Source organism: Streptomyces sp. NPDC001381 (genome assembly GCF_042895685.1).
Classification (GTDB): Bacteria; Actinomycetota; Actinomycetes; order Streptomycetales; family Streptomycetaceae; genus Streptomyces.
The window spans coordinates 740,390-756,870 of the sequence record NZ_JBIAWO010000001.1 but is presented as its reverse complement, the minus strand read 5'-3'; the positions used below and the strand labels follow the sequence as shown (position 1 = coordinate 756,870).

At 71.9% G+C, this 16,481-nt stretch carries 16 protein-coding genes; 5 read left to right on the top strand and 11 right to left on the bottom strand.

Annotated elements, in window-relative coordinates; all coding sequences use genetic code 11:
* Positions 1-46 precede the first annotated feature (46 nt).
* Positions 47-925, bottom strand: coding sequence for a prohibitin family protein (locus ACFY2L_RS03420; RefSeq protein ID WP_390821353.1), 879 nt, complete (start codon positions 923-925; stop codon positions 47-49).
* A gap of 111 nt (positions 926-1,036) precedes the next feature.
* Positions 1,037-1,489 carry a MarR family winged helix-turn-helix transcriptional regulator gene (locus ACFY2L_RS03415; RefSeq protein WP_390655535.1) on the bottom strand — a complete coding sequence of 151 codons (453 nt, stop codon included), beginning with the start codon at positions 1,487-1,489 and terminating at the stop codon, positions 1,037-1,039.
* Between the two features lie 122 nt (positions 1,490-1,611).
* On the opposite strand from ACFY2L_RS03415, the gene ACFY2L_RS03410 reads away from it, so the two are divergent.
* Entirely contained in the window at positions 1,612-2,634 is a 1,023-nt protein-coding gene (locus tag ACFY2L_RS03410) for an NADP-dependent oxidoreductase (RefSeq protein ID WP_390821352.1), read from the top strand.
* Positions 2,635-2,752: 118 nt separating this feature from the next.
* Here the strand turns inward: ACFY2L_RS03410 and ACFY2L_RS03405 are convergent, their stop codons facing one another.
* On the bottom strand, positions 2,753-3,907 hold the full coding sequence (locus tag ACFY2L_RS03405) for a serine hydrolase domain-containing protein (protein WP_390821351.1): 1,155 nt from the start codon (positions 3,905-3,907) through the stop codon (positions 2,753-2,755).
* Between the two features lie 248 nt (positions 3,908-4,155).
* Here ACFY2L_RS03405 and ACFY2L_RS03400 point away from each other — a divergent pair, with 248 nt between their 5' ends.
* The gene (locus ACFY2L_RS03400) at positions 4,156-4,944 is read left to right on the top strand and encodes an EI24 domain-containing protein (RefSeq protein WP_390655538.1); all 789 of its coding nucleotides are present in this window, start codon (positions 4,156-4,158) and stop codon (positions 4,942-4,944) included.
* The gene (locus ACFY2L_RS03395) at positions 4,941-5,555 is read left to right on the top strand and encodes a LysE family translocator (RefSeq protein ID WP_390655539.1); all 615 of its coding nucleotides are present in this window, start codon (positions 4,941-4,943) and stop codon (positions 5,553-5,555) included. Before ACFY2L_RS03400 ends, ACFY2L_RS03395 begins: the two co-directional genes overlap by 4 nt.
* Before the next feature lie 15 nt (positions 5,556-5,570).
* Here the strand turns inward: ACFY2L_RS03395 and ACFY2L_RS03390 are convergent, their stop codons facing one another.
* The gene (locus ACFY2L_RS03390) at positions 5,571-6,134 is read right to left on the bottom strand and encodes a TetR/AcrR family transcriptional regulator (protein ID WP_390655540.1); all 564 of its coding nucleotides are present in this window, start codon (positions 6,132-6,134) and stop codon (positions 5,571-5,573) included.
* 123 nt (positions 6,135-6,257) lie between these two features.
* On the opposite strand from ACFY2L_RS03390, the gene ACFY2L_RS03385 reads away from it, so the two are divergent.
* Positions 6,258-8,681 (top strand): glycoside hydrolase family 3 C-terminal domain-containing protein, encoded by a 2,424-nt coding sequence (locus ACFY2L_RS03385; RefSeq protein WP_390821350.1) that lies wholly within the window; start codon positions 6,258-6,260, stop codon positions 8,679-8,681.
* A gap of 78 nt (positions 8,682-8,759) precedes the next feature.
* Here the strand turns inward: ACFY2L_RS03385 and ACFY2L_RS03380 are convergent, their stop codons facing one another.
* Both ACFY2L_RS03380 and ACFY2L_RS03375 read right to left on the bottom strand, forming a co-directional pair.
* Positions 8,760-9,737, bottom strand: coding sequence for an aldose epimerase family protein (locus ACFY2L_RS03380; RefSeq protein ID WP_390655542.1), 978 nt, complete (start codon positions 9,735-9,737; stop codon positions 8,760-8,762).
* A 15-nt stretch (positions 9,738-9,752) separates the two neighbouring features.
* A complete protein-coding gene (locus tag ACFY2L_RS03375) occupies positions 9,753-10,649 on the bottom strand; it encodes an SGNH/GDSL hydrolase family protein (protein WP_390821349.1) in 897 nt (298 codons plus the stop codon).
* A gap of 294 nt (positions 10,650-10,943) precedes the next feature.
* On the opposite strand from ACFY2L_RS03375, the gene ACFY2L_RS03370 reads away from it, so the two are divergent.
* Positions 10,944-11,438 (top strand): DUF3145 domain-containing protein, encoded by a 495-nt coding sequence (locus tag ACFY2L_RS03370; protein ID WP_390655544.1) that lies wholly within the window; start codon positions 10,944-10,946, stop codon positions 11,436-11,438.
* Positions 11,439-11,512: 74 nt separating this feature from the next.
* Here the strand turns inward: ACFY2L_RS03370 and ACFY2L_RS03365 are convergent, their stop codons facing one another.
* The 5 genes from ACFY2L_RS03365 to fasR form a co-directional block, all read right to left on the bottom strand.
* Positions 11,513-12,784 carry a beta-ketoacyl-[acyl-carrier-protein] synthase family protein gene (locus tag ACFY2L_RS03365; protein ID WP_390655545.1) on the bottom strand — a complete coding sequence of 424 codons (1,272 nt, stop codon included), beginning with the start codon at positions 12,782-12,784 and terminating at the stop codon, positions 11,513-11,515.
* 79 nt (positions 12,785-12,863) lie between these two features.
* Positions 12,864-13,112, bottom strand: a complete 249-nt coding sequence (locus ACFY2L_RS03360; RefSeq protein WP_004001566.1) for an acyl carrier protein — start codon at positions 13,110-13,112, stop codon at positions 12,864-12,866.
* A gap of 81 nt (positions 13,113-13,193) precedes the next feature.
* Complete coding sequence (locus ACFY2L_RS03355) at positions 13,194-14,195, bottom strand: ketoacyl-ACP synthase III (RefSeq protein WP_390655546.1); 1,002 nt, start codon at positions 14,193-14,195, stop codon at positions 13,194-13,196.
* A gap of 12 nt (positions 14,196-14,207) precedes the next feature.
* Positions 14,208-15,170, bottom strand: a complete 963-nt coding sequence (locus ACFY2L_RS03350; RefSeq protein ID WP_390655547.1) for an ACP S-malonyltransferase — start codon at positions 15,168-15,170, stop codon at positions 14,208-14,210.
* 89 nt (positions 15,171-15,259) lie between these two features.
* On the bottom strand, positions 15,260-16,465 hold the full coding sequence (gene fasR, locus ACFY2L_RS03345) for a fatty acid biosynthesis transcriptional regulator FasR (RefSeq protein WP_390655548.1): 1,206 nt from the start codon (positions 16,463-16,465) through the stop codon (positions 15,260-15,262).
* Positions 16,466-16,481 lie beyond the last annotated feature (16 nt).

Genomic DNA, 16,481 nt, shown 5'->3' with positions numbered 1-16,481 from the left:
GAAACGATTCCCCAGGAGGTGGGTCACGCGACCCATCGGACACGACCTAGTTCTTGCCGGTGTCGACGATCACCGGTGTGCCGTTGGAGTCCGTGCCGCACGGGACCGCGTACACCGGGTTGGCCTTGGCGGCCTCCTTGTAGGCCTCCAGGCACTGGTTGTAGAGGACCTTGTCGCTCAGCGAGCGCTCGATGATCTTGTTGGCGCGGGCGATGCCCTCCGCCTCGATGCGCTTGCGCTCCGCCTCCGCCTTGGCCGTGCGGGCCGCCTCCAGAGACCGCTCGGTGGCCTGCTCCTGCTGGATCTTCTTGTCGATCTGGTCCTGCAGCTTGTCCGACGGCTTCACATTGCGCAGGTTGACCGCGGTGACGTCGATCCCGCGCGGCGCCAGGCGCTCCTTGACCGACGCGGCGATCTCCGCGCCGATCTGCTCACGGGCGGAGGCGTAGCCCTCCTCGCTGGTGTGGTTCGCGAAGACGTTGCGGATGATCTCGCGGCTGTCCGGCAGCACCAGCCGCGCCTGGACGCCCTCCGCGGTGCCCGCCAGCCGGTACAGCTCGACCGCCTTCGCCGGCACCACCGCCCACTTGATGGTGACGTCCGCGTACAGCACCCCGCCCTGCGAGGAGCGGACCTCGACCACGTCCTTGTCGTAGAGGTTGAGGTCGACCGGCCGGGTCGAGAAGGACGTGACCTCGGTGAACGGCGACTTGAACTGGATGCCGGAGGTCATCGGAGTGCCGACCTCGCCGAAGGTCACCGGCACACCGACCTCGTACGCGCTCACGACGTGCACGCAGGAGAAGACGCCGAACAGCACGCCCCCCAGGGCGCTGAGCGCCGCCCCGATCCTCCAGCCCCCGGTGCGGCCGCGGCCGGTGAAGAACAGCGCGACCGCCGCTATGAGCAGCAGAACGGACAGCACGAACACAGGAATCCCCCTCTGGAAACGAACGCCCGCCACGTCGTGCGCGACGTGCGGCGCAGCGCATCGTAATGGGCGTGATCCCGGAGCGGTACGCCGTTCGACGCGATGTCAGACGCTGTTCGTCTCCGCCTCCAGCATCCGCCGCAGCAGCCCCCGCAGCGCCACCCGCTCCTCCTCCGCGAGCCCCGCCAGCGGCTCGCGTGCGAAGCGCAGCGACTCGCGCAGACCCTTGGCGATCCTGCGCCCCTCCTCCGTGGCCGCGGCCAGCTTCACCCGGCGGTCGGCCGGGTCCGGGCGGCGCTCGACCAGGCCCCGGGACTCCAGGCGGTCGACGATGCCGGTGACGTTGGACGGCTCGCACTTCAGCTTCTGGGCCAGCTTGCGCATGGGCAGCGGTTCGAGGGAAAGGAGGCTCAGGAGACGGGCCTGCGCGCCGGTGAGGGCGTGGTCGGAGGCCGCCTCCTCGTAGTCCGCGTAGAAGCGGGCCACGACCTCGCCGATCAGCTCGACGACCTCCAGGGTCAGGGCGTCGGGGAGGGGGGTCCGGGGTGTGGTGGCCATGCGAGCCAGGGTACCCGTTTACTTGACATCATGAAATATTTAGGCGCATGGTTGTTTCAGGTGATGAAACATCTGGGACGCCAGTCCCGCCAGAGCCGCAGCACGTCCTAAGGAAGAGCCTCATGTCCGACACCCCCACGCTCCCCTCCGTCAGCCGCGAGTGGCGTCTGCTGAGCCGCCCCGTCGGCTGGCCGAAGCCCGAGGACTTCGAGCTGGCCGAGGCGGAGATCCGGCAGCCCGGCCCCGGTGAGGTGCTCGTGCGCAACGCCTTTGTCTCCGTCGACCCCTACATGCGCGGCCGGATGAGCGCGGCGAAGTCGTACGTCGCCCCCTTCGAGCTGGGCAAGGCCATGCAGGGCGGGGCGGTCGGCGAGGTCGTCGCCTCCGGCGCCGACGGCATCGCCGTCGGCGACCACGTCCTGCACTTCGGCGGCTGGCGCGAGTACGCCACCTTCGACGCCAAGCAGGCCGTCAAGGTCGATCCCGAGGCCGCGCCCCTCTCCACCTACCTCGGCGTCCTCGGCATGACCGGCCTCACCGCCTACGCGGGCCTCCTGCGCACCGCCGCCTTCAAGGAGGGCGACGCCGTGTTCGTGTCCGGCGCCGCGGGTGCCGTCGGCAGCCAGGTCGGGCAGATCGCCAAGCTCAAGGGCGCCTCCCGTGTCATCGGGTCCGCCGGGTCCGACGACAAGGTCAAGCTCCTCGTCGAGGAGTACGGCTTCGACGCCGCCTTCAACTACAAGAACGGGCCGGTGAGCGCCCAGCTGCGGGAGGCCGCTCCCGACGGTGTCGACGTGTACTTCGACAACGTCGGCGGCGACCACCTCGAAGCCGCCATCGGCTCCCTCAACCAGGGCGGCCGCATCGCCGTCTGCGGCATGATCTCCGTCTACAACGACACCGAGCCCGCTCCCGGCCCCCGCAACCTCGCCCGGCTCATCCAGACCCGGGGCCGTATCGAGGGCTTCCTGGTCGGCGACCACTACGACCTGCAGCCGCAGTTCGTCCAGGAGGTCGGCGCCTGGATCCGCTCCGGCGAGCTGAAGTACCGCGAGACGGTCGTCGAGGGCATCGAGAACAACCTGGAGGCGTTCCTCGGTGTCCTGCGCGGCGACAACACCGGCAAGATGATCGTCAAGCTCTGACCGGCCGGCGACACCGGCCGCACCTCGGCGGCACCCGGGCGTGACGCCGCCCGGCGCCGCTCGTTGCGCACGGCGAAGGCCGCACCCCTGGACGTGGGGTGCGGCCTTCGCCCGTACGTCACCCGGCGGCGAGCGCCGCGCCGTGCACCGCCGCCGCCAGCCGGCCGTTCTCCGGCGCCGCCCCGCCCGGGAACGCGAACCGGCGCCGGGTGTACCCGTAGGCCAGCCCGCTGCGCGGATCCGCGAAGGCCTGACAGCCGCCCGCCCCGCTGTGCCCGAACGCCCCGGCGCCGAGGAAGGGGTGCCAGGTGTCCGCCGTCGCCTGGAAACCCAGGCCGAACGACTTGTGGGCGCGGGCCACCAGGTCGTACCCCACGGAGTGGAACTGCCCGAACTCCGCCGCCGTGTCCTCCTTCAGCAGCGGCGCCTTCCCGTCCACCTCGCTGATCGCCGCCGCGTACAGCCCCGCCAGCCCGCGGGCCGAGGCGACCCCGCCCACCGAGGCCGGCCCCTTCGCCCGGATCCGCGGGTCGTTCGGCAGGAGCGCGAGGTCGGTCGGCTCGGCCGCGTGCCGGTTGAAGGCGATCGAGGCGAGCGTGTGCGGCCCGGACGGCAGGGAGTCCAGCAGCGCCTGCTGCTCGGGTGTCGGCGCCATCGGCAGGGCGGTGCGGAAACGCGGCTCGTGCGCGGCCGGCAGTCCCAGGAAGAGGTCCAGCCCGTACGGGGCGCGCACCCGCTCCTCGTACACCTCCTGGAGCGTACGGCCCGTGGCCCGCCGGACCACCTCGCCCGTGAGCGCCCCGATCACCAGCCCGTGGTAGCCGAAGGCGGTGCCCGGGCGCCAGAACGGCCGCTGGTCGGCGAGGCGTTCGGCGATCTGCCGGTCGTCGGCCAGCTCCTGGGGTGAGAAGCCGGTGTCGGTGCCGACCACTCCGGCCCGGTGCGCGATCAGCTCGCGCAGGGTCAGCTGGCCCTTGCCCTCGGCCGCGAACTCCGGCCAGTAGTAGGTGACCTTGCGGTCCAGTTCGAGGGTGCCGTCCTGGACGAGCAGCGCGACCACCAGATGGGCCGCACCCTTCGTGGACGAGTAGACGCCGTACAGGGAGCCGGCGTCCGCGTCCGGCCCGGCCCACAGGTCGACGACCCGCCGCCCGTGCACATAGGCGCACAACTGACCCTCGTAGTCCGGCTGTTCCTCCGCGACGAACGCGGCGAACTCCTCCCGTACCGCCTCGAAACCGTCCGCCACGGTGCCATGGATCTCCGTCGTCATCCGTTCCTCCTCGAACTCAGCCGCCGGCCGTGCTCCGCAGCTCGTGGGGCTTCCGTAGATCGGTACGGCGAGGTGTACCCGTTCGACTCAACTGCACCGGCCCGGGGTTGGTGTCACCGATGCCCCGGATGGCCTACGGAAGCCGCGGGAAGCGGGCCTGCCGGGGCGCCGCGGGCGGCGGGGGCCGGGCGGGACGCGGTGGCCCGCACCGTCTCGGCCGGCGTGCACACGACCGATAGAGTTCGGCCATGCGAGATCTCGGGGTGGGCTTCCAGTACCTGCTGCAGGGCCAGCGTTGGGTGGCCCGGAACGGCAAGCAGTACGGCTTCGGGCTGCTGCCCGGCCTGATCACGCTCGTGCTCTACGTGGCCGCGCTCGTCGCGCTCGCCGTGTGGGGCACGGACTTCGTGGCATGGGCGACGCCCTTCGCCGACGACTGGTCGAGCCCCTGGCTCGGGCTCTTCCGCGGCTTCCTGGTGGCCGTGCTGTTCGCCCTGGGCCTCCTCCTGGCCGTCCTGACCTTCACGGCCGTCACGCTCCTCATCGGCCAGCCCTTCTACGAGAGCCTCTCCGAGCACGTCGACCGGGACGTGTCCCCCGACGGCACGGCCCCCGAGTCCGGGCTGCCGCTCTGGCGCGAACTGTGGATCTCCGCCCGCGACAGCCTGCGCATCCTGGTCCGGGCCCTGCTGTGGGGCGTCCTGCTCTTCGCCCTCGGGTTCGTCCCGCTCGTCGGGCAGACCGTGATCCCCGTGATCGGCTTCTTCGTCACCGGCTTCTTCCTCACCGAGGAACTCACCGCCGTGGCCCTCCAGCGCCGTGACGTCGACCTGCGCGCCCGCCTCGCCCTGCTCCGCTCCCGCAAGGCCCTGGTCTGGGGTTTCGGCACGCCCCTGGGGCTTGCCTTCCTCGTCCCCGTCGTCGCGGTGTTCCTGATGCCGGGCGCGGTCGCGGGCGCCACCCTGATGGCCCGTGACCTGCTCGGCGAGGAGACGCGGGACGAGGCCGGTGTGCCCGAGGAGGAACTCACGGCATGACCGAGACGCTCGCCGTCGCCGTCATCACCGTCCTGGCCGTGATCGCCCCCGGCGCCGACTTCGCGATGATCGTCCGCAACAGCTACCTCTACGGCCGCCGCACCGGACTGCTCGCGGCCATCGGAGTCGCCGCGGGCGTCCTCGTGCACGTCACGTACACGATGCTCGGCGTGGGCCTGCTGATCGCGTCCTCCACCTTCCTCTTCACCGTCATCAAGCTGATCGGCGCGGCCTACCTCGTCCACATCGGCATCCGCACCTTCCGCACCCGCGGGGAGGTCGAGGTCGACCTGACCGGCAGGACGGAGCTGACCCCGCTCGCCGCCCTGCGCACCGGCTTCCTCACCAACGTCCTCAACCCGAAGACGACCCTCTTCGTCGTCTCCACGTTCTCCCAGGTCGTCGACCCCGGCACGCCCGTCGCCCAGCAGGTCGGCTACGGCCTGTTCATGTCGGTGGCGCACCTGCTGTGGTTCGGGGTGGTCGCCGTCTTCTTCTCCCACGACCGGATGCGCACCCTGATGCTGCGCGGCCAGCGGGTCCTCAACAAGGTCATCGGCTCGGTCCTGGCCGGCCTGGGCGTCAGTCTGGCCCTCGCGCCCTCGCACTGAGCCCCCTGGCCGGTCTCAGTCCACCGGCTCGCCCAGCAGCCGCAGGAAGTCCCGGAACGCCCCCGGCATGTCCACCGACTCGGGATCCAGCAGCCACTGGTACTGCAGCCCGTCCATCACCGCCACCAGCAGCGGGGCGGTGCGCTCGGGCGTGAGCCCGTTCGGCAGGCGCTCGCCGTACTCGGCGCGCAGCACCGCCGCCATGCTCTGCCGCACCCGGGTGTACCGCTCGGTGAAGTACTCCCGCGCCGGATGCCCCTCCGTCACGCTCTCGCCGAGCAGCGCCGAGAAGGTCTGGATGATGGCGGGCCGCATCGCGTTGTACTCGACGAGCGAGGCCAGCAGGTCGACCCGCCAGCTCGTGTCGGGGACGGCGTCCCACTGGTCGCGTTCCTTCAGGACGGCCACCAGCAGCGCCTCCTTCGTGGGGAAGTGGTGCAGCAGCCCCTGCTGGGTCAGCCCGACCCGCTCGGCCACGGCCGCCAGGCTCGCCCCCCGGTAACCGCGCTCGGCGATCACCTCCAGGGCCGCCCGGACGATCTCGGCCCGCCGCTCCTCGCTCCTGGTTCTGGCGCTCATGCCCGTCACGGTACGGCATCCGGCGCGGTCGAAATAACAGCGCGATAACGAAACCTACCGTTCTACAGGTAACCGATGCACGATGGGACACGTTGCGCAGGCACTCAACGAGGAGGCACCGCCATGGCGGGAACGGAAGAGGCCGTCGAAGCGGCCCTCGGCAAGCTCGACCTGGACGCCAAGACCCGGCTGCTGGCCGGCCGGGACATGTGGTCGCTGCCCGGGCTGCCCGAGATCGGCCTGGCGCCCCTCGTCATGTCCGACGGCCCCGTCGGCGTCCGGGGCGTGCGCTGGACCGCCGACGACCCGTCCGTCGCCCTGCCCTCCCCGACCGCCCTCGCCGCCACCTGGGACCCCGGACTCGCCCACCGCGCGGGCACCCTGCTCGCCCAGGAGGCCCGCCGCAAGGGCGTCCACGTCCTCCTCGCCCCCACCGTCAACCTCCACCGGTCCCCGCTCGGCGGCCGCCACTTCGAGGCCTACAGCGAGGACCCGTACCTCACCGGCCGCATCGGCAGCGGGTACGTGGCCGGCGTACAGGAGGGCGGTGTCGGCACCACCGTCAAGCACTTCGTCGCCAACGACGCCGAGACCGACCGCTTCACCGTGAACAACCTGGTCGGCGAACGCGCCCTGCGCGAGCTGTACCTCGCCCCCTTCGAGGCCATCGTCGAGAACGCCCGCCCCTGGGGCATCATGACCGCCTACAACACGGTCAACGGCACCACCATGACCGAGCACCACCACCTGGTGAACGAGATCCTGCGCGGGGAATGGGGCTTCGACGGCTTCAACGTCTCCGACTGGATGGCGGCCCGCGACACCGTGGGCGCCCTCCGCGGCGGCCTCGACGTCGCCATGCCCGGCCCGCGGACGGTCTACGGCGAGGTCCTCGCCCGGGCGGTCCGCGACGGCCGGCTCCAGGAGTCCGAGGTCGACGAGGCCGTACGCCGGGTCCTGCGCCTGGCCGCCCGGGTCGGCGCCCTCGCGGACGCCGAGCCCGCCGTCACCGAGGCACCCGCGCCCGTCGACGGCGAGGCCCTGGCCCGTGAGATCGCCCGCCGCTCCTTCGTCCTGGTCCGCAACGAGCGCGGCGCCCTGCCCCTGAAGCCCGGCACCGTCGCCCTCATCGGCGCCGCCGCCCGCGACGCCCGCGTCCTCGGCGGCGGCTCCGCCACCGTCTTCCCGGCCCGGGTCGTCTCCCCGCTGGACGGCCTCACCGCCGCCCTCCCCGAAGGCACCCTCACCTACGCCGTCGGTGCCGACCCCACCACCGAACTCGCGGTGGCCGAGAAGGGGTTCGTGCTGCGGGCCGTCTGCCGGGACGCCTCCGGCCGCCTGCTCGGCACCGGGTCCGCGCCCAACGGCCAGATCCAGTGGATGGGTTCGGACCTGCCCGAGGGCGTCACCCACGACACCCTGCACACCGTGGAACTGACCGGCACCTTCACCCCGCGCGAGAGCGGCCCGCACTCCTTCGGCATCAAGGGCACCGGCGCCTTCACCCTCACCGTCGACGGGACGACGTACTTCGACGGCCCCCAGCTGCCCGCCGACGACAGCGACCCCTTCGAGGCGTTCTTCGGCGCCCCCGTGCCCCGCGCCCAGGTGGAACTGACCGCCGGCACCCCGGTGGAGGTCTCCCTCACCTACGTCTTCGCGCTCCCCGAGGACATCCCCTTCAAGGTCGTCGCCTTCGCCCTCGCCCACCAGGAGCCGCGGCGCGACGAGGACGAACTGATCGCCGAGGCCGTCGAGGCCGCCCGCGCCGCCGGCACGGCGGTGGTCGTGGTCGCCACCACGGACCGCGTCGAGTCCGAGGGCTTCGACCGCAAGGACCTCACCCTCCCCGGCCGCCAGGACGACCTCGTCCGCGCCGTCGCCGCCGCCAACCCGAACACCGTCGTGGTCGTCAACTCCGGCTCCCCGGTCGAGCTGCCCTGGCGCGAGGACGTCGCCGCGGTGCTGCTCACCTGGTTCCCGGGCCAGGAGGGCGGCGCGGCACTCGCCGACGTCCTCACCGGCGCCCACGAGCCCGGCGGCCGTCTCCCCACCACCTGGGGCTCCCTCGCCGACGCCCCGGTCACCGAGGTCGTCCCGGTGGACGGCGAACTCCCTTACACCGAGGGCCTGTTCATCGGCTACCGCGCCTGGGAGAAGGAGGGCAGGACACCGTCGTACCCCTTCGGCCACGGCCTCGGCTACACCGACTGGACGTACGAGTCGGCCGACATCTCCGGCGCCACCGTCAGGGTGCGCCTGCGCAACACCGGCGGGCGCGCCGGCCGCGAGGTCGTGCAGGTGTACCTGGCGCCGGCGCGGACGGCACGGCCGGAGCTCGACCGCCCGGCCCGCTGGCTGGCCGGCTTCGCCGGCGCCGAGGCCGGCCCCGGCGAGACCGCCGAGGTCACCGTCGACCTCCCGCGGCGCGCCTTCGAGGTGTGGGACGAGGCCGCCCACCGGTGGGTCTTTGTGAAGGGTTCGTACGAAATCCAGGTCGGACGCTCGATCGCCGACCGCAGGATCACCGCGACGGTTAACGTCTGACGCGGGAACTCCTCACCCCGTGAACAGCCCCGGTCCGGGACCTGACCCCTGGACCGGGGCTACACCCTCCACCGCCGCCTACCGCACCGAGAAGGCGTACACCGTCTCCGACCGGTAGGTGCCGCCCGGCCGCAGCTCGGTGCTCGGGAACTCCGGGCGGTTCGGGGAGTCGGGGAAGTGCTGGGTCTCCAGCGCGACGCCCTGGCACGGCACGAACGGCTCGCCCAGGTGGTCCGCGGTGTACACCTGGACGCCCGGCTCGGTCGTCGACACCGTCAGCACCCGCCCGCTGCCCGGATCGTGCAGCTCGGCCACCTCCTCCGGCGCGGCGGTGACGCCCTTGTCGAGCACGAAGTTGTGGTCGTACCCCGAGCCGGTCTTGCGGGCCGTGCGGAAGTCGAAACGGGTCCCCGCCACCTCGGCGAGTTCACCGGTCGGAATCAGACCGGCGTCGACCGGGGTGTACCGCGAGGCGGCCAGGCGCAGTTCGTGGCCCCGGGCGTCCCCGCCGTCCCGGCCGCCCAGGTTGAAGTAGCTGTGGTTGGTCAGGTTCACCACCGTCGGCGCGTCCGTGACCGCCTCGTACCCGAACCGCAGCGCGCCCGACGCGTCCAGCGTGTACGTCGCCGTGACCTCCAGCCGGCCCGGGAAGCCCTCCTCGCCGTGCGGGCTGACCCGGCTCAGCCGCAGGCCGTGCTCGACCGGCTCCACGTCCCACACCCGCTTGTCGAAGCCGCGTGACCCGCCGTGCAGGGAGTGGGGCGCGTCGGTGGGCTCCAGCGCGTACGTCACCCCGTCCAGCGGGAAGCGGGCGTGCGCGATCCGGTTCGCGTAACGGCCGATCAGAGCGCCGAGGAACGGCTCCGGATGCGTGAGGTAGCCGTCCAGGCCGGCGAACCCCAGCACCACGTCCGCCGTCCGCCCGTCCCGGTCCGGGACCTCCACCGACTGCACGATCCCGCCGTAGGACAGCACCCGCACCCGGGTGCCCGACCGCTCCAGGGTCCAGCGGTGCACGGGGGTGCCGTCGGAAAGTGTTCCGAAGTGTTCACTCATGAGCGAAACCCTAAGTCACGAGACCGGTCCGGTGACTCTCCGGTACGCGATCTCCGCGAGCCGAGCCTGTCCGTCCACGCTCGGATGGAACCAGTCCCAGTGACTCAACTGATCGGTTCCGAAGCGGAAGTCGTACACCGCGCCGCCGTCGAACCGGCACCGCGCGTCCTTCGCGCAGACCTCCTTCAGCACCCTGTTGTAGTCCTCCACCCGCTGCTGCACGGTGTCCCGCCGCGCGGTCGCCGCGGCGTCCAGCGCGTCCGCGTCGCCCAGCATCGAAGGACAGATGCCCAGCTTCCAGATCTGCTTGCCCAGCGCGTTCGTCCGGCCCTGCGACCACAGCCGCTTCAGGTTGGGCACGCTCGCCACATACACCTGCGCCTTCGGCAGCGACCGGCGCAGCGTGCCCATCGCGTCCTCGAACCCGCTGCGGAAGGCGGCCACCGAGGTCATCGCCGACGGCGACTCCCGGCAGGCGTCGTTCGCCCCCGCCATCACCGTCACGAGCTGCGGTTTCTCCGCCGCGGCCTGCGTCATCTGGCCCGCCAGATCCGCCATCCGGGAGCCGGTCACGGCGTAGTTCCAGCTGTGCGTGGCGGCCTTCGACGCGCCCAGCAGCCGTACGGCGAGGCTGTTCACCTCGGCGCTGGCGCCGGTCGCCCAGGACGCCGCGGGGCAGTCCTGCAGGACCGTGCAGGCGTCGAAGCCGCGGGTGATGGAGTCGCCCACCGCCGCTATCGACGCCGGGCTCGTGTCCCACAGCGGTGCCTGGGAGGCCTTCGCCCGCCGCGCTCCCGCGCCCGAGGTCCCCGGGTCGTCATCCCCGCCCAGCGCGTCGCAGCCGGCCAGGCCCAGGACGGCCGCGCTCGTGACGGCGAGCACCGCCCGCACCCGCCGGTTTCGCTTCCGCATCCCCTGGTGATCCCCTCGCTCCTCGGACGGACGGCCCCACCCATGACAACGCACAGGAGTTCCCGGCCGCCCCCGCCACCCGTCCGGACGACGACCGGACAGGACCCACAAGAGGGAACGCTTCCCACCCGTCCAGGCGTCCTGCCGAGTGAAAGGCGGACGTTCACGGCGCCGGGACCGACGGTACGTCACACTCCTTGCGCCGCCGCACGGTAGCCTCGCCATCAACGCGGCTGCCCCGACACCGCCGCCCTGCCCGCCTGCAAGACTGTCCCGCTCTGCCCGGAGGTCCCGGTGACGACACGTGGAGTTCTGTACGTGCACTCCGCGCCGCGCGCGCTGTGCCCGCACGTCGAGTGGGCCGTCGCCGGGGTGCTCGGCACGCGCGTCAACCTCGACTGGATCCGGCAGCCCGCCGCGCCCGGCACCTGGCGCTCGGAGTTCTCCTGGAAGGGCGAGGCCGGCACCGCCTCCAAGCTGGCCTCGGCCCTGCGTGGCTGGCACCTGCTCCGCTTCGAGGTGACCGCCGAACCCTGCGCCACCGCCGAGGGCGAGCGCTACAGCTGCACCCCCGACCTCGGCATCTTCCACGCCGTCACCGGCATCCACGGCGACATCCTCATCCCCGAGGACCGTCTGCGCGCCGCCCTGACCCGCTCGCAGCGCGAGGAGACCGACCTGGAGGCGGAGATCGCCAAGCTCCTCGGCAAGCCCTGGGACGACGAACTGGAGCCCTTCCGGTACGCCGGCGAGGGAGCCCCGGTGCGCTGGCTGCACCAGGTGGTCTGAGCCGACCGGCCACGGAAACGGCGCCGGCCCGGACCCTCACCGAGGGTCCGGGCCGGCGCCGTTCACGGCGGACGTCAGATCGTGCGGAACGCCAGCACCACGTTGTGGCCGCCGAAGCCGAACGAGTCGTTCAGCGCGGCGATACGGCCCTCCACGGGCAGCTTGCGGGCCTCGCCGCGGACGATGTCCGCGTTCGCCTCGGCCTCGGGGTCGAGGTTCTCGACGTTGATGGTCGGCGGCGCCACCCGGTGGTACAGCGCGAGGATCGTCGCGACGGACTCGACACCGCCCGCGCCGCCCAGCAGGTGACCGGTCATCGACTTGGTCGCCGAGACCGCCATGTGGTCGGCGTCGTCGCCGAAGACCTTGCGCAGCGCCTTCAGTTCGGCGATGTCACCGGCCGGCGTGGAGGTGGCGTGCGCGTTGACGTGCACGATCTCCGCCGGGTCCAGGTCGGTGCGGTCCAGCAGGTTCTGCAGGGCGTGCGAGATGCCGCGGCCCTCGGGCTCCGGCTGCACGATGTCGTGGCTGTCGGCGGAGATGCCCTGCCCGACGGCCTCGGCGTAGACGCGGGCCCCGCGTCCGGCCGCGTGCTCGGCGGACTCCAGGACGATCACACCGGCGCCCTCGCCCATGACGAAGCCGTCGCGGGCGACGTCGTAGGGACGCGAGGCACCCTGCGGGTCCTCGTTGTTCTTGGACATCGCCATCATGTTGCCGAACGCGGCGATGGGCAGCGGGTGGATCGCCGCCTCCGTACCGCCGGCGACGACGACGTCGGCGCGGCCCGTACGGATCATCTCGATGGCGTAGCCGATGGCCTCGGCGCCCGACGCGCAGGCGGAGACCGGGGTGTGCACGCCCGCGCGGGCGCCCACGAGCAGACCCACGTTGGCGGACGGGCTGTTGGGCATCAGCATCGGCACGGTGTGCGGGGAGACCCGGCGGACGCCCTTCTCCTTCAGCACGTCGTACTGGTCGAGGAGGGTGGTGACACCGCCGATGCCGGAGGCGATGACGGCGCCGAGACGGTCGGGGTCGACGGAGGCGTCCTCACCGGCCTTGGCCTCGAAGCCGGCGTCCTTCCAGGCTTCCTGGGCCGCGATCAGCGCGAACTGCGCCGAGCGGTCCAGCTTGCGGGCCTGCGGCCGCGGGATGACCTCGGTGGGCTCCACGGCGACCGGGGCCGCGATACGGACGGCCTGCTCGGCCGCCCACTCCTGCTCCAGGACCTTGACGCCGGACTTGCCGGCGACGAGGCCCTCCCAGGTAGAGGCTGCGTCGCCACCCAGCGGTGTGGTTGCGCCGATACCGGTGACGACCACGGTGCGATTGGTCGGGCTCACGGATTCTTTCTCCAACGGATCGGGATTCAGCGGCGCCACCGCCGGGTGGCGGGGCAGTTCAGCCCAGAGGATCGGTCGATCAGCCCTGGTGCTTGAGGATGTAGTCGGTCGCGTCGCCGACCGTCTTGAGGTTCTTGACGTCCTCGTCCGGGATCTTGACGTCGAAGCGCTCTTCGGCGGCGACGACGACCTCGACCATGGACAGCGAGTCGACGTCCAGGTCGTCGGTGAAGGACTTGTCCAGCTGGACGTCCTCAACCGGGATGCCGGCGATCTCGTTCACGATGTCGGCGAGACCGGCGACGATCTCTTCCTGAGTGGCGGCCATGGTGGCGCTCCTTCGTTGTGTTCCAGAGGGTGTGGCGGTGGTGCTTTCCCGCGCCGGACCGCATGATCCGGCACGGAGTGCCTAGGGGAGGGTAACGACAGTGGCGGCGTAGACGAGACCCGCCCCGAAACCGATGACGAGCGCGGTGTCGCCGCTCTTCGCCTCGCCGGTCGCCAGGAGCCGCTCCATCGCGAGCGGGATCGAGGCGGCCGAGGTGTTGCCGGTGGTGCGTACGTCACGGGCGACCTTGACGGACTGCGGCAGTTTGAGGGTCTTCACCATCGAGTCGATGATCCGCTCGTTGGCCTGGTGCGGGATGAAGACGTCCAGTTCGTCGGCGGTGATCCCGGCGGCGTCCAGCGCCTCCTTGGCGACCTTCGCCATCTCGAACACCGCCCAGCGGAAGACCGCCTGGCCCTCCTGCGTGATCGCGGGAAAGCGCTCGACCTCGCCGTCGCGGTAGTCCGTCCACGGCACGGTCTGCTTGATGGTCTCCGACTTGTCGCCCTCGGAGCCCCACACCGTCGGCCCGATCGCCGGCTCGGTGGAGGGACCGACGACGACCGCGCCGGCACCGTCGCCGAACAGGAAGGCCGTGGCGCGGTCCTCCAGGTCGGTCAGGTCGCTCAGCCGCTCCACGCCGATGACGAGCACGTACTCGGCGCTGCCCTCGACGATCATGCCCTTGGCGAGTGTCAGGCCGTAGCCGAAGCCCGCGCAGCCCGCCGAGATGTCGAACGCGGCGGCCTTGTCCGTGCCGAGCTTGTCGGCGATCTCGGTGGCCACGGCCGGGGTCTGCTTGAAGTGCGAGACGGTCGAGACGACCACGGCGCCGATCTGCTCGGAGGTGATCCCGGCGTCGGCGATCGCCTTGCCGGCCGCCTCGACCGACATGGCGGCGACGGTCTCCTCGTCGTTCGCCCAGTGCCGGGTCTCGATGCCGGAGCGGGAGCGGATCCACTCGTCGGAGGAGTCGATCGTCTCCAGGATGACCTCGTTGGGGACCACCCGGGTGGGCCGGTAGCCGCCGACGCCGAGGATGCGCGCGTACGGGTGGCCCTTGCTGGGCTTGATCTTCGCCATCAGGGCTCCTTGTCAGGCACCCGCCGCGTCAGCGGCAGATGTCGACGCCTCGGCGATGAGCTCGCGGGCGGCGTCGAGGTCGTCGGGGGTCTTCAGCGCGAGCGTCCTCACACCGGGCAGGGCGCGCTTGGCCAGGCCCGTCAGGGTGCCGCCGGGGCACACCTCGACGAGGGCGGTCACGCCGAGTTCCTTGAAGGTCTCCATGCACAGGTCCCAGCGGACGGGGTTGGCGACCTGGCCGACCAGCCGCTCGAGCACCTCGGCGCCGGTGGCGACGGTCCGCCCGTCCTTGTTGGAGACGTAGACGGTCTTCGGGTCGGCCGGGGAAAGGTCCGCGGCGGCCTTGGCGAGGGTCTCGACGGCCGGGGCCATGTGGTGCGTGTGGAAGGCGCCGGCGACCTTCAGCGGGACGACCTTGCGGACGCCCTCGGGCTTGTCCTCGTTCAGCGCGGCGAGCTGCTCCAGCGTGCCCGCGGCGACGATCTGGCCCGCGCCGTTGATGTTCGCCGGGGTCAGGCCCAGCTTCTCCAGGTGCGCGACGGACACCTCGGGGTCGCCGCCGAGCAGCGCCGACATCCCGGTCTCGGTGATCGCCGCGGCGTCGGCCATGGCCAGGCCCCGCTTGCGTACGAGGGTCAGGGCGGCGGTGTCGTCGAGGACGCCCGCGAAGGCGGCGGCGGTGATCTCGCCGACGCTGTGGCCGGCGACGGCGCCGGGCGTGACCGCCGCGTCGGCGGCCCCCGGGTAGGCACCCAGTGCCGCGGCGGAGACGAGCCCGGCCGCCACGAGCAGCGGCTGGGCGATCGCGGTGTCACGGATCTCGTCCGCGTCGGCGTTCGTGCCGTAGTGCACCAGGTCGAGGTCGATGGCCGCCGACAGGGCACGCAGGCGGTCCTCGACACCGGGGAGGTCGAGCCAGGGGGTCAGGAAGCCGGGCGTCTGGGCGCCCTGGCCGGGAGCGACGAGTACGAGCACTCTCACACTCTCTCTTGTGGACGGCCCAAGCCGCCCGTGGGGACAGGGACGAAGAACGGCAGGGGGTTTTGTGGGCCCCCGACAAAAGCCTAGGCCTGGAGATCTCCATCGACGAGGCGCCCCAGGATGAGCGCGATCCGCAGGGTGAATGCGGAGCGTACATCCGACGGCGACCAACCGGTGACGTCAGTCACACGTCGAAGCCGGTAGCGCACGGTGTTGGGATGCACGAACAGCATCCGGGCCGCGCCCTCCAGACTGCTCGCCTGTTCGAGATAGACGGAGAGCGTCTCCAGGAGTGCGGAGCCGGCCTCTTCCAGCGGTCTGTAGATCTCCTCCACCAACTGCTCGCGCGCGCTGGGATCACCGGCGATCGCGCGTTCCGGAAGCAGATCGTCCGCCAGGACCGGGCGGGGTGCGTCCTGCCAGGCGGAACACGCTTTGAGCCCGGCCGCGGCGGCCTGCGCGGACCGGGTCGCGGCCAGCAGGTCGGGCACCACGGGCCCGGCGACGACCGGACCCGCCGCGAAAGGACCGATCAGGGACCGGGCGACGGCGAGCGGATTGTCGCTGCCGCCCGCGATGACGACGAGCCGGGACCCGAGCACCCCGGTCAGCACCTGGAGCTTGGCGTGCCGGGAGGCCCGCCGGATGGCCTCGACGGTCAGCTCCGAGTCCCCGTCCGGGGCGGTCCCCAGCACGACGCACACATGTTCCGGCGCGTTCCAGCCGAGCGCGGCGGCCCGGCTGACCGCCCCCTCGTCCGCCTCCCCGCTCAGCACCGCGTTCACGACGAGCGACTCCAGCCGGGCGTCCCAGGCACCGCGTGCCTCGGCCGCCTGGGCGTACACCTGGGCGGTGGCGAAGGCGATCTCCCGGGCGTACACGAGCAGCGCCTCGCGCAGCACGCTCTCGTCACCGGGGGCCGCGACCTCGTCGATCGCGGACTCCATGACCTCGATCGTGGTGCGCACCATCTCGACGGTCTGCCGCAGGGTGATCGCCCGGGTCAGCTCGCGCGGCGCGGTCCCGAAGACGTCGGTGGAGATGGCCTGCGGGGCGTCCGGGTGCCGGAACCACTCCGTGAAGGCGGCGATGCCCGCCTGGGCGACCAGCCCGATCCAGGAACGGTTCTCCGGCGGCATCGCCCGGTACCACGGCAGCGTCTCGTCCATGCGCGCGATGGCCTGGGCGGCGAGACTCCCGGAGGACTTCACCAGCCGCTTCAGGGTCGCGGGGTGCGGGTGGGCGGCGTGCGCTGCGGCGTCGGGGTGGGTGGCTTCGGGTTCGGGCACGTGGACAAGACTGCCT

Bases quoted from the DNA above. Each gene is read 5' to 3' on its own strand.
- ACFY2L_RS03415 (WP_390655535.1), bottom strand. From the start codon at position 1,489: ATGGCCACCACACCCCGGACCCCCCTCCCCGACGCCCTGACCCTGGAG.
- ACFY2L_RS03410 (WP_390821352.1), top strand. From the start codon at position 1,612: ATGTCCGACACCCCCACGCTCCCCTCCGTCAGCCGCGAGTGGCGTCTG.
- ACFY2L_RS03405 (WP_390821351.1), bottom strand. From the start codon at position 3,907: ATGACGACGGAGATCCATGGCACCGTGGCGGACGGTTTCGAGGCGGTA.
- ACFY2L_RS03400 (WP_390655538.1), top strand. From the start codon at position 4,156: ATGCGAGATCTCGGGGTGGGCTTCCAGTACCTGCTGCAGGGCCAGCGT.
- ACFY2L_RS03395 (WP_390655539.1), top strand. From the start codon at position 4,941: ATGACCGAGACGCTCGCCGTCGCCGTCATCACCGTCCTGGCCGTGATC.
- ACFY2L_RS03390 (WP_390655540.1), bottom strand. From the start codon at position 6,134: ATGAGCGCCAGAACCAGGAGCGAGGAGCGGCGGGCCGAGATCGTCCGG.
- ACFY2L_RS03385 (WP_390821350.1), top strand. From the start codon at position 6,258: ATGGCGGGAACGGAAGAGGCCGTCGAAGCGGCCCTCGGCAAGCTCGAC.
- ACFY2L_RS03380 (WP_390655542.1), bottom strand. From the start codon at position 9,737: ATGAGTGAACACTTCGGAACACTTTCCGACGGCACCCCCGTGCACCGC.
- ACFY2L_RS03375 (WP_390821349.1), bottom strand. From the start codon at position 10,649: ATGCGGAAGCGAAACCGGCGGGTGCGGGCGGTGCTCGCCGTCACGAGC.
- ACFY2L_RS03360 (WP_004001566.1), bottom strand. From the start codon at position 13,112: ATGGCCGCCACTCAGGAAGAGATCGTCGCCGGTCTCGCCGACATCGTG.
- ACFY2L_RS03355 (WP_390655546.1), bottom strand. From the start codon at position 14,195: ATGGCGAAGATCAAGCCCAGCAAGGGCCACCCGTACGCGCGCATCCTC.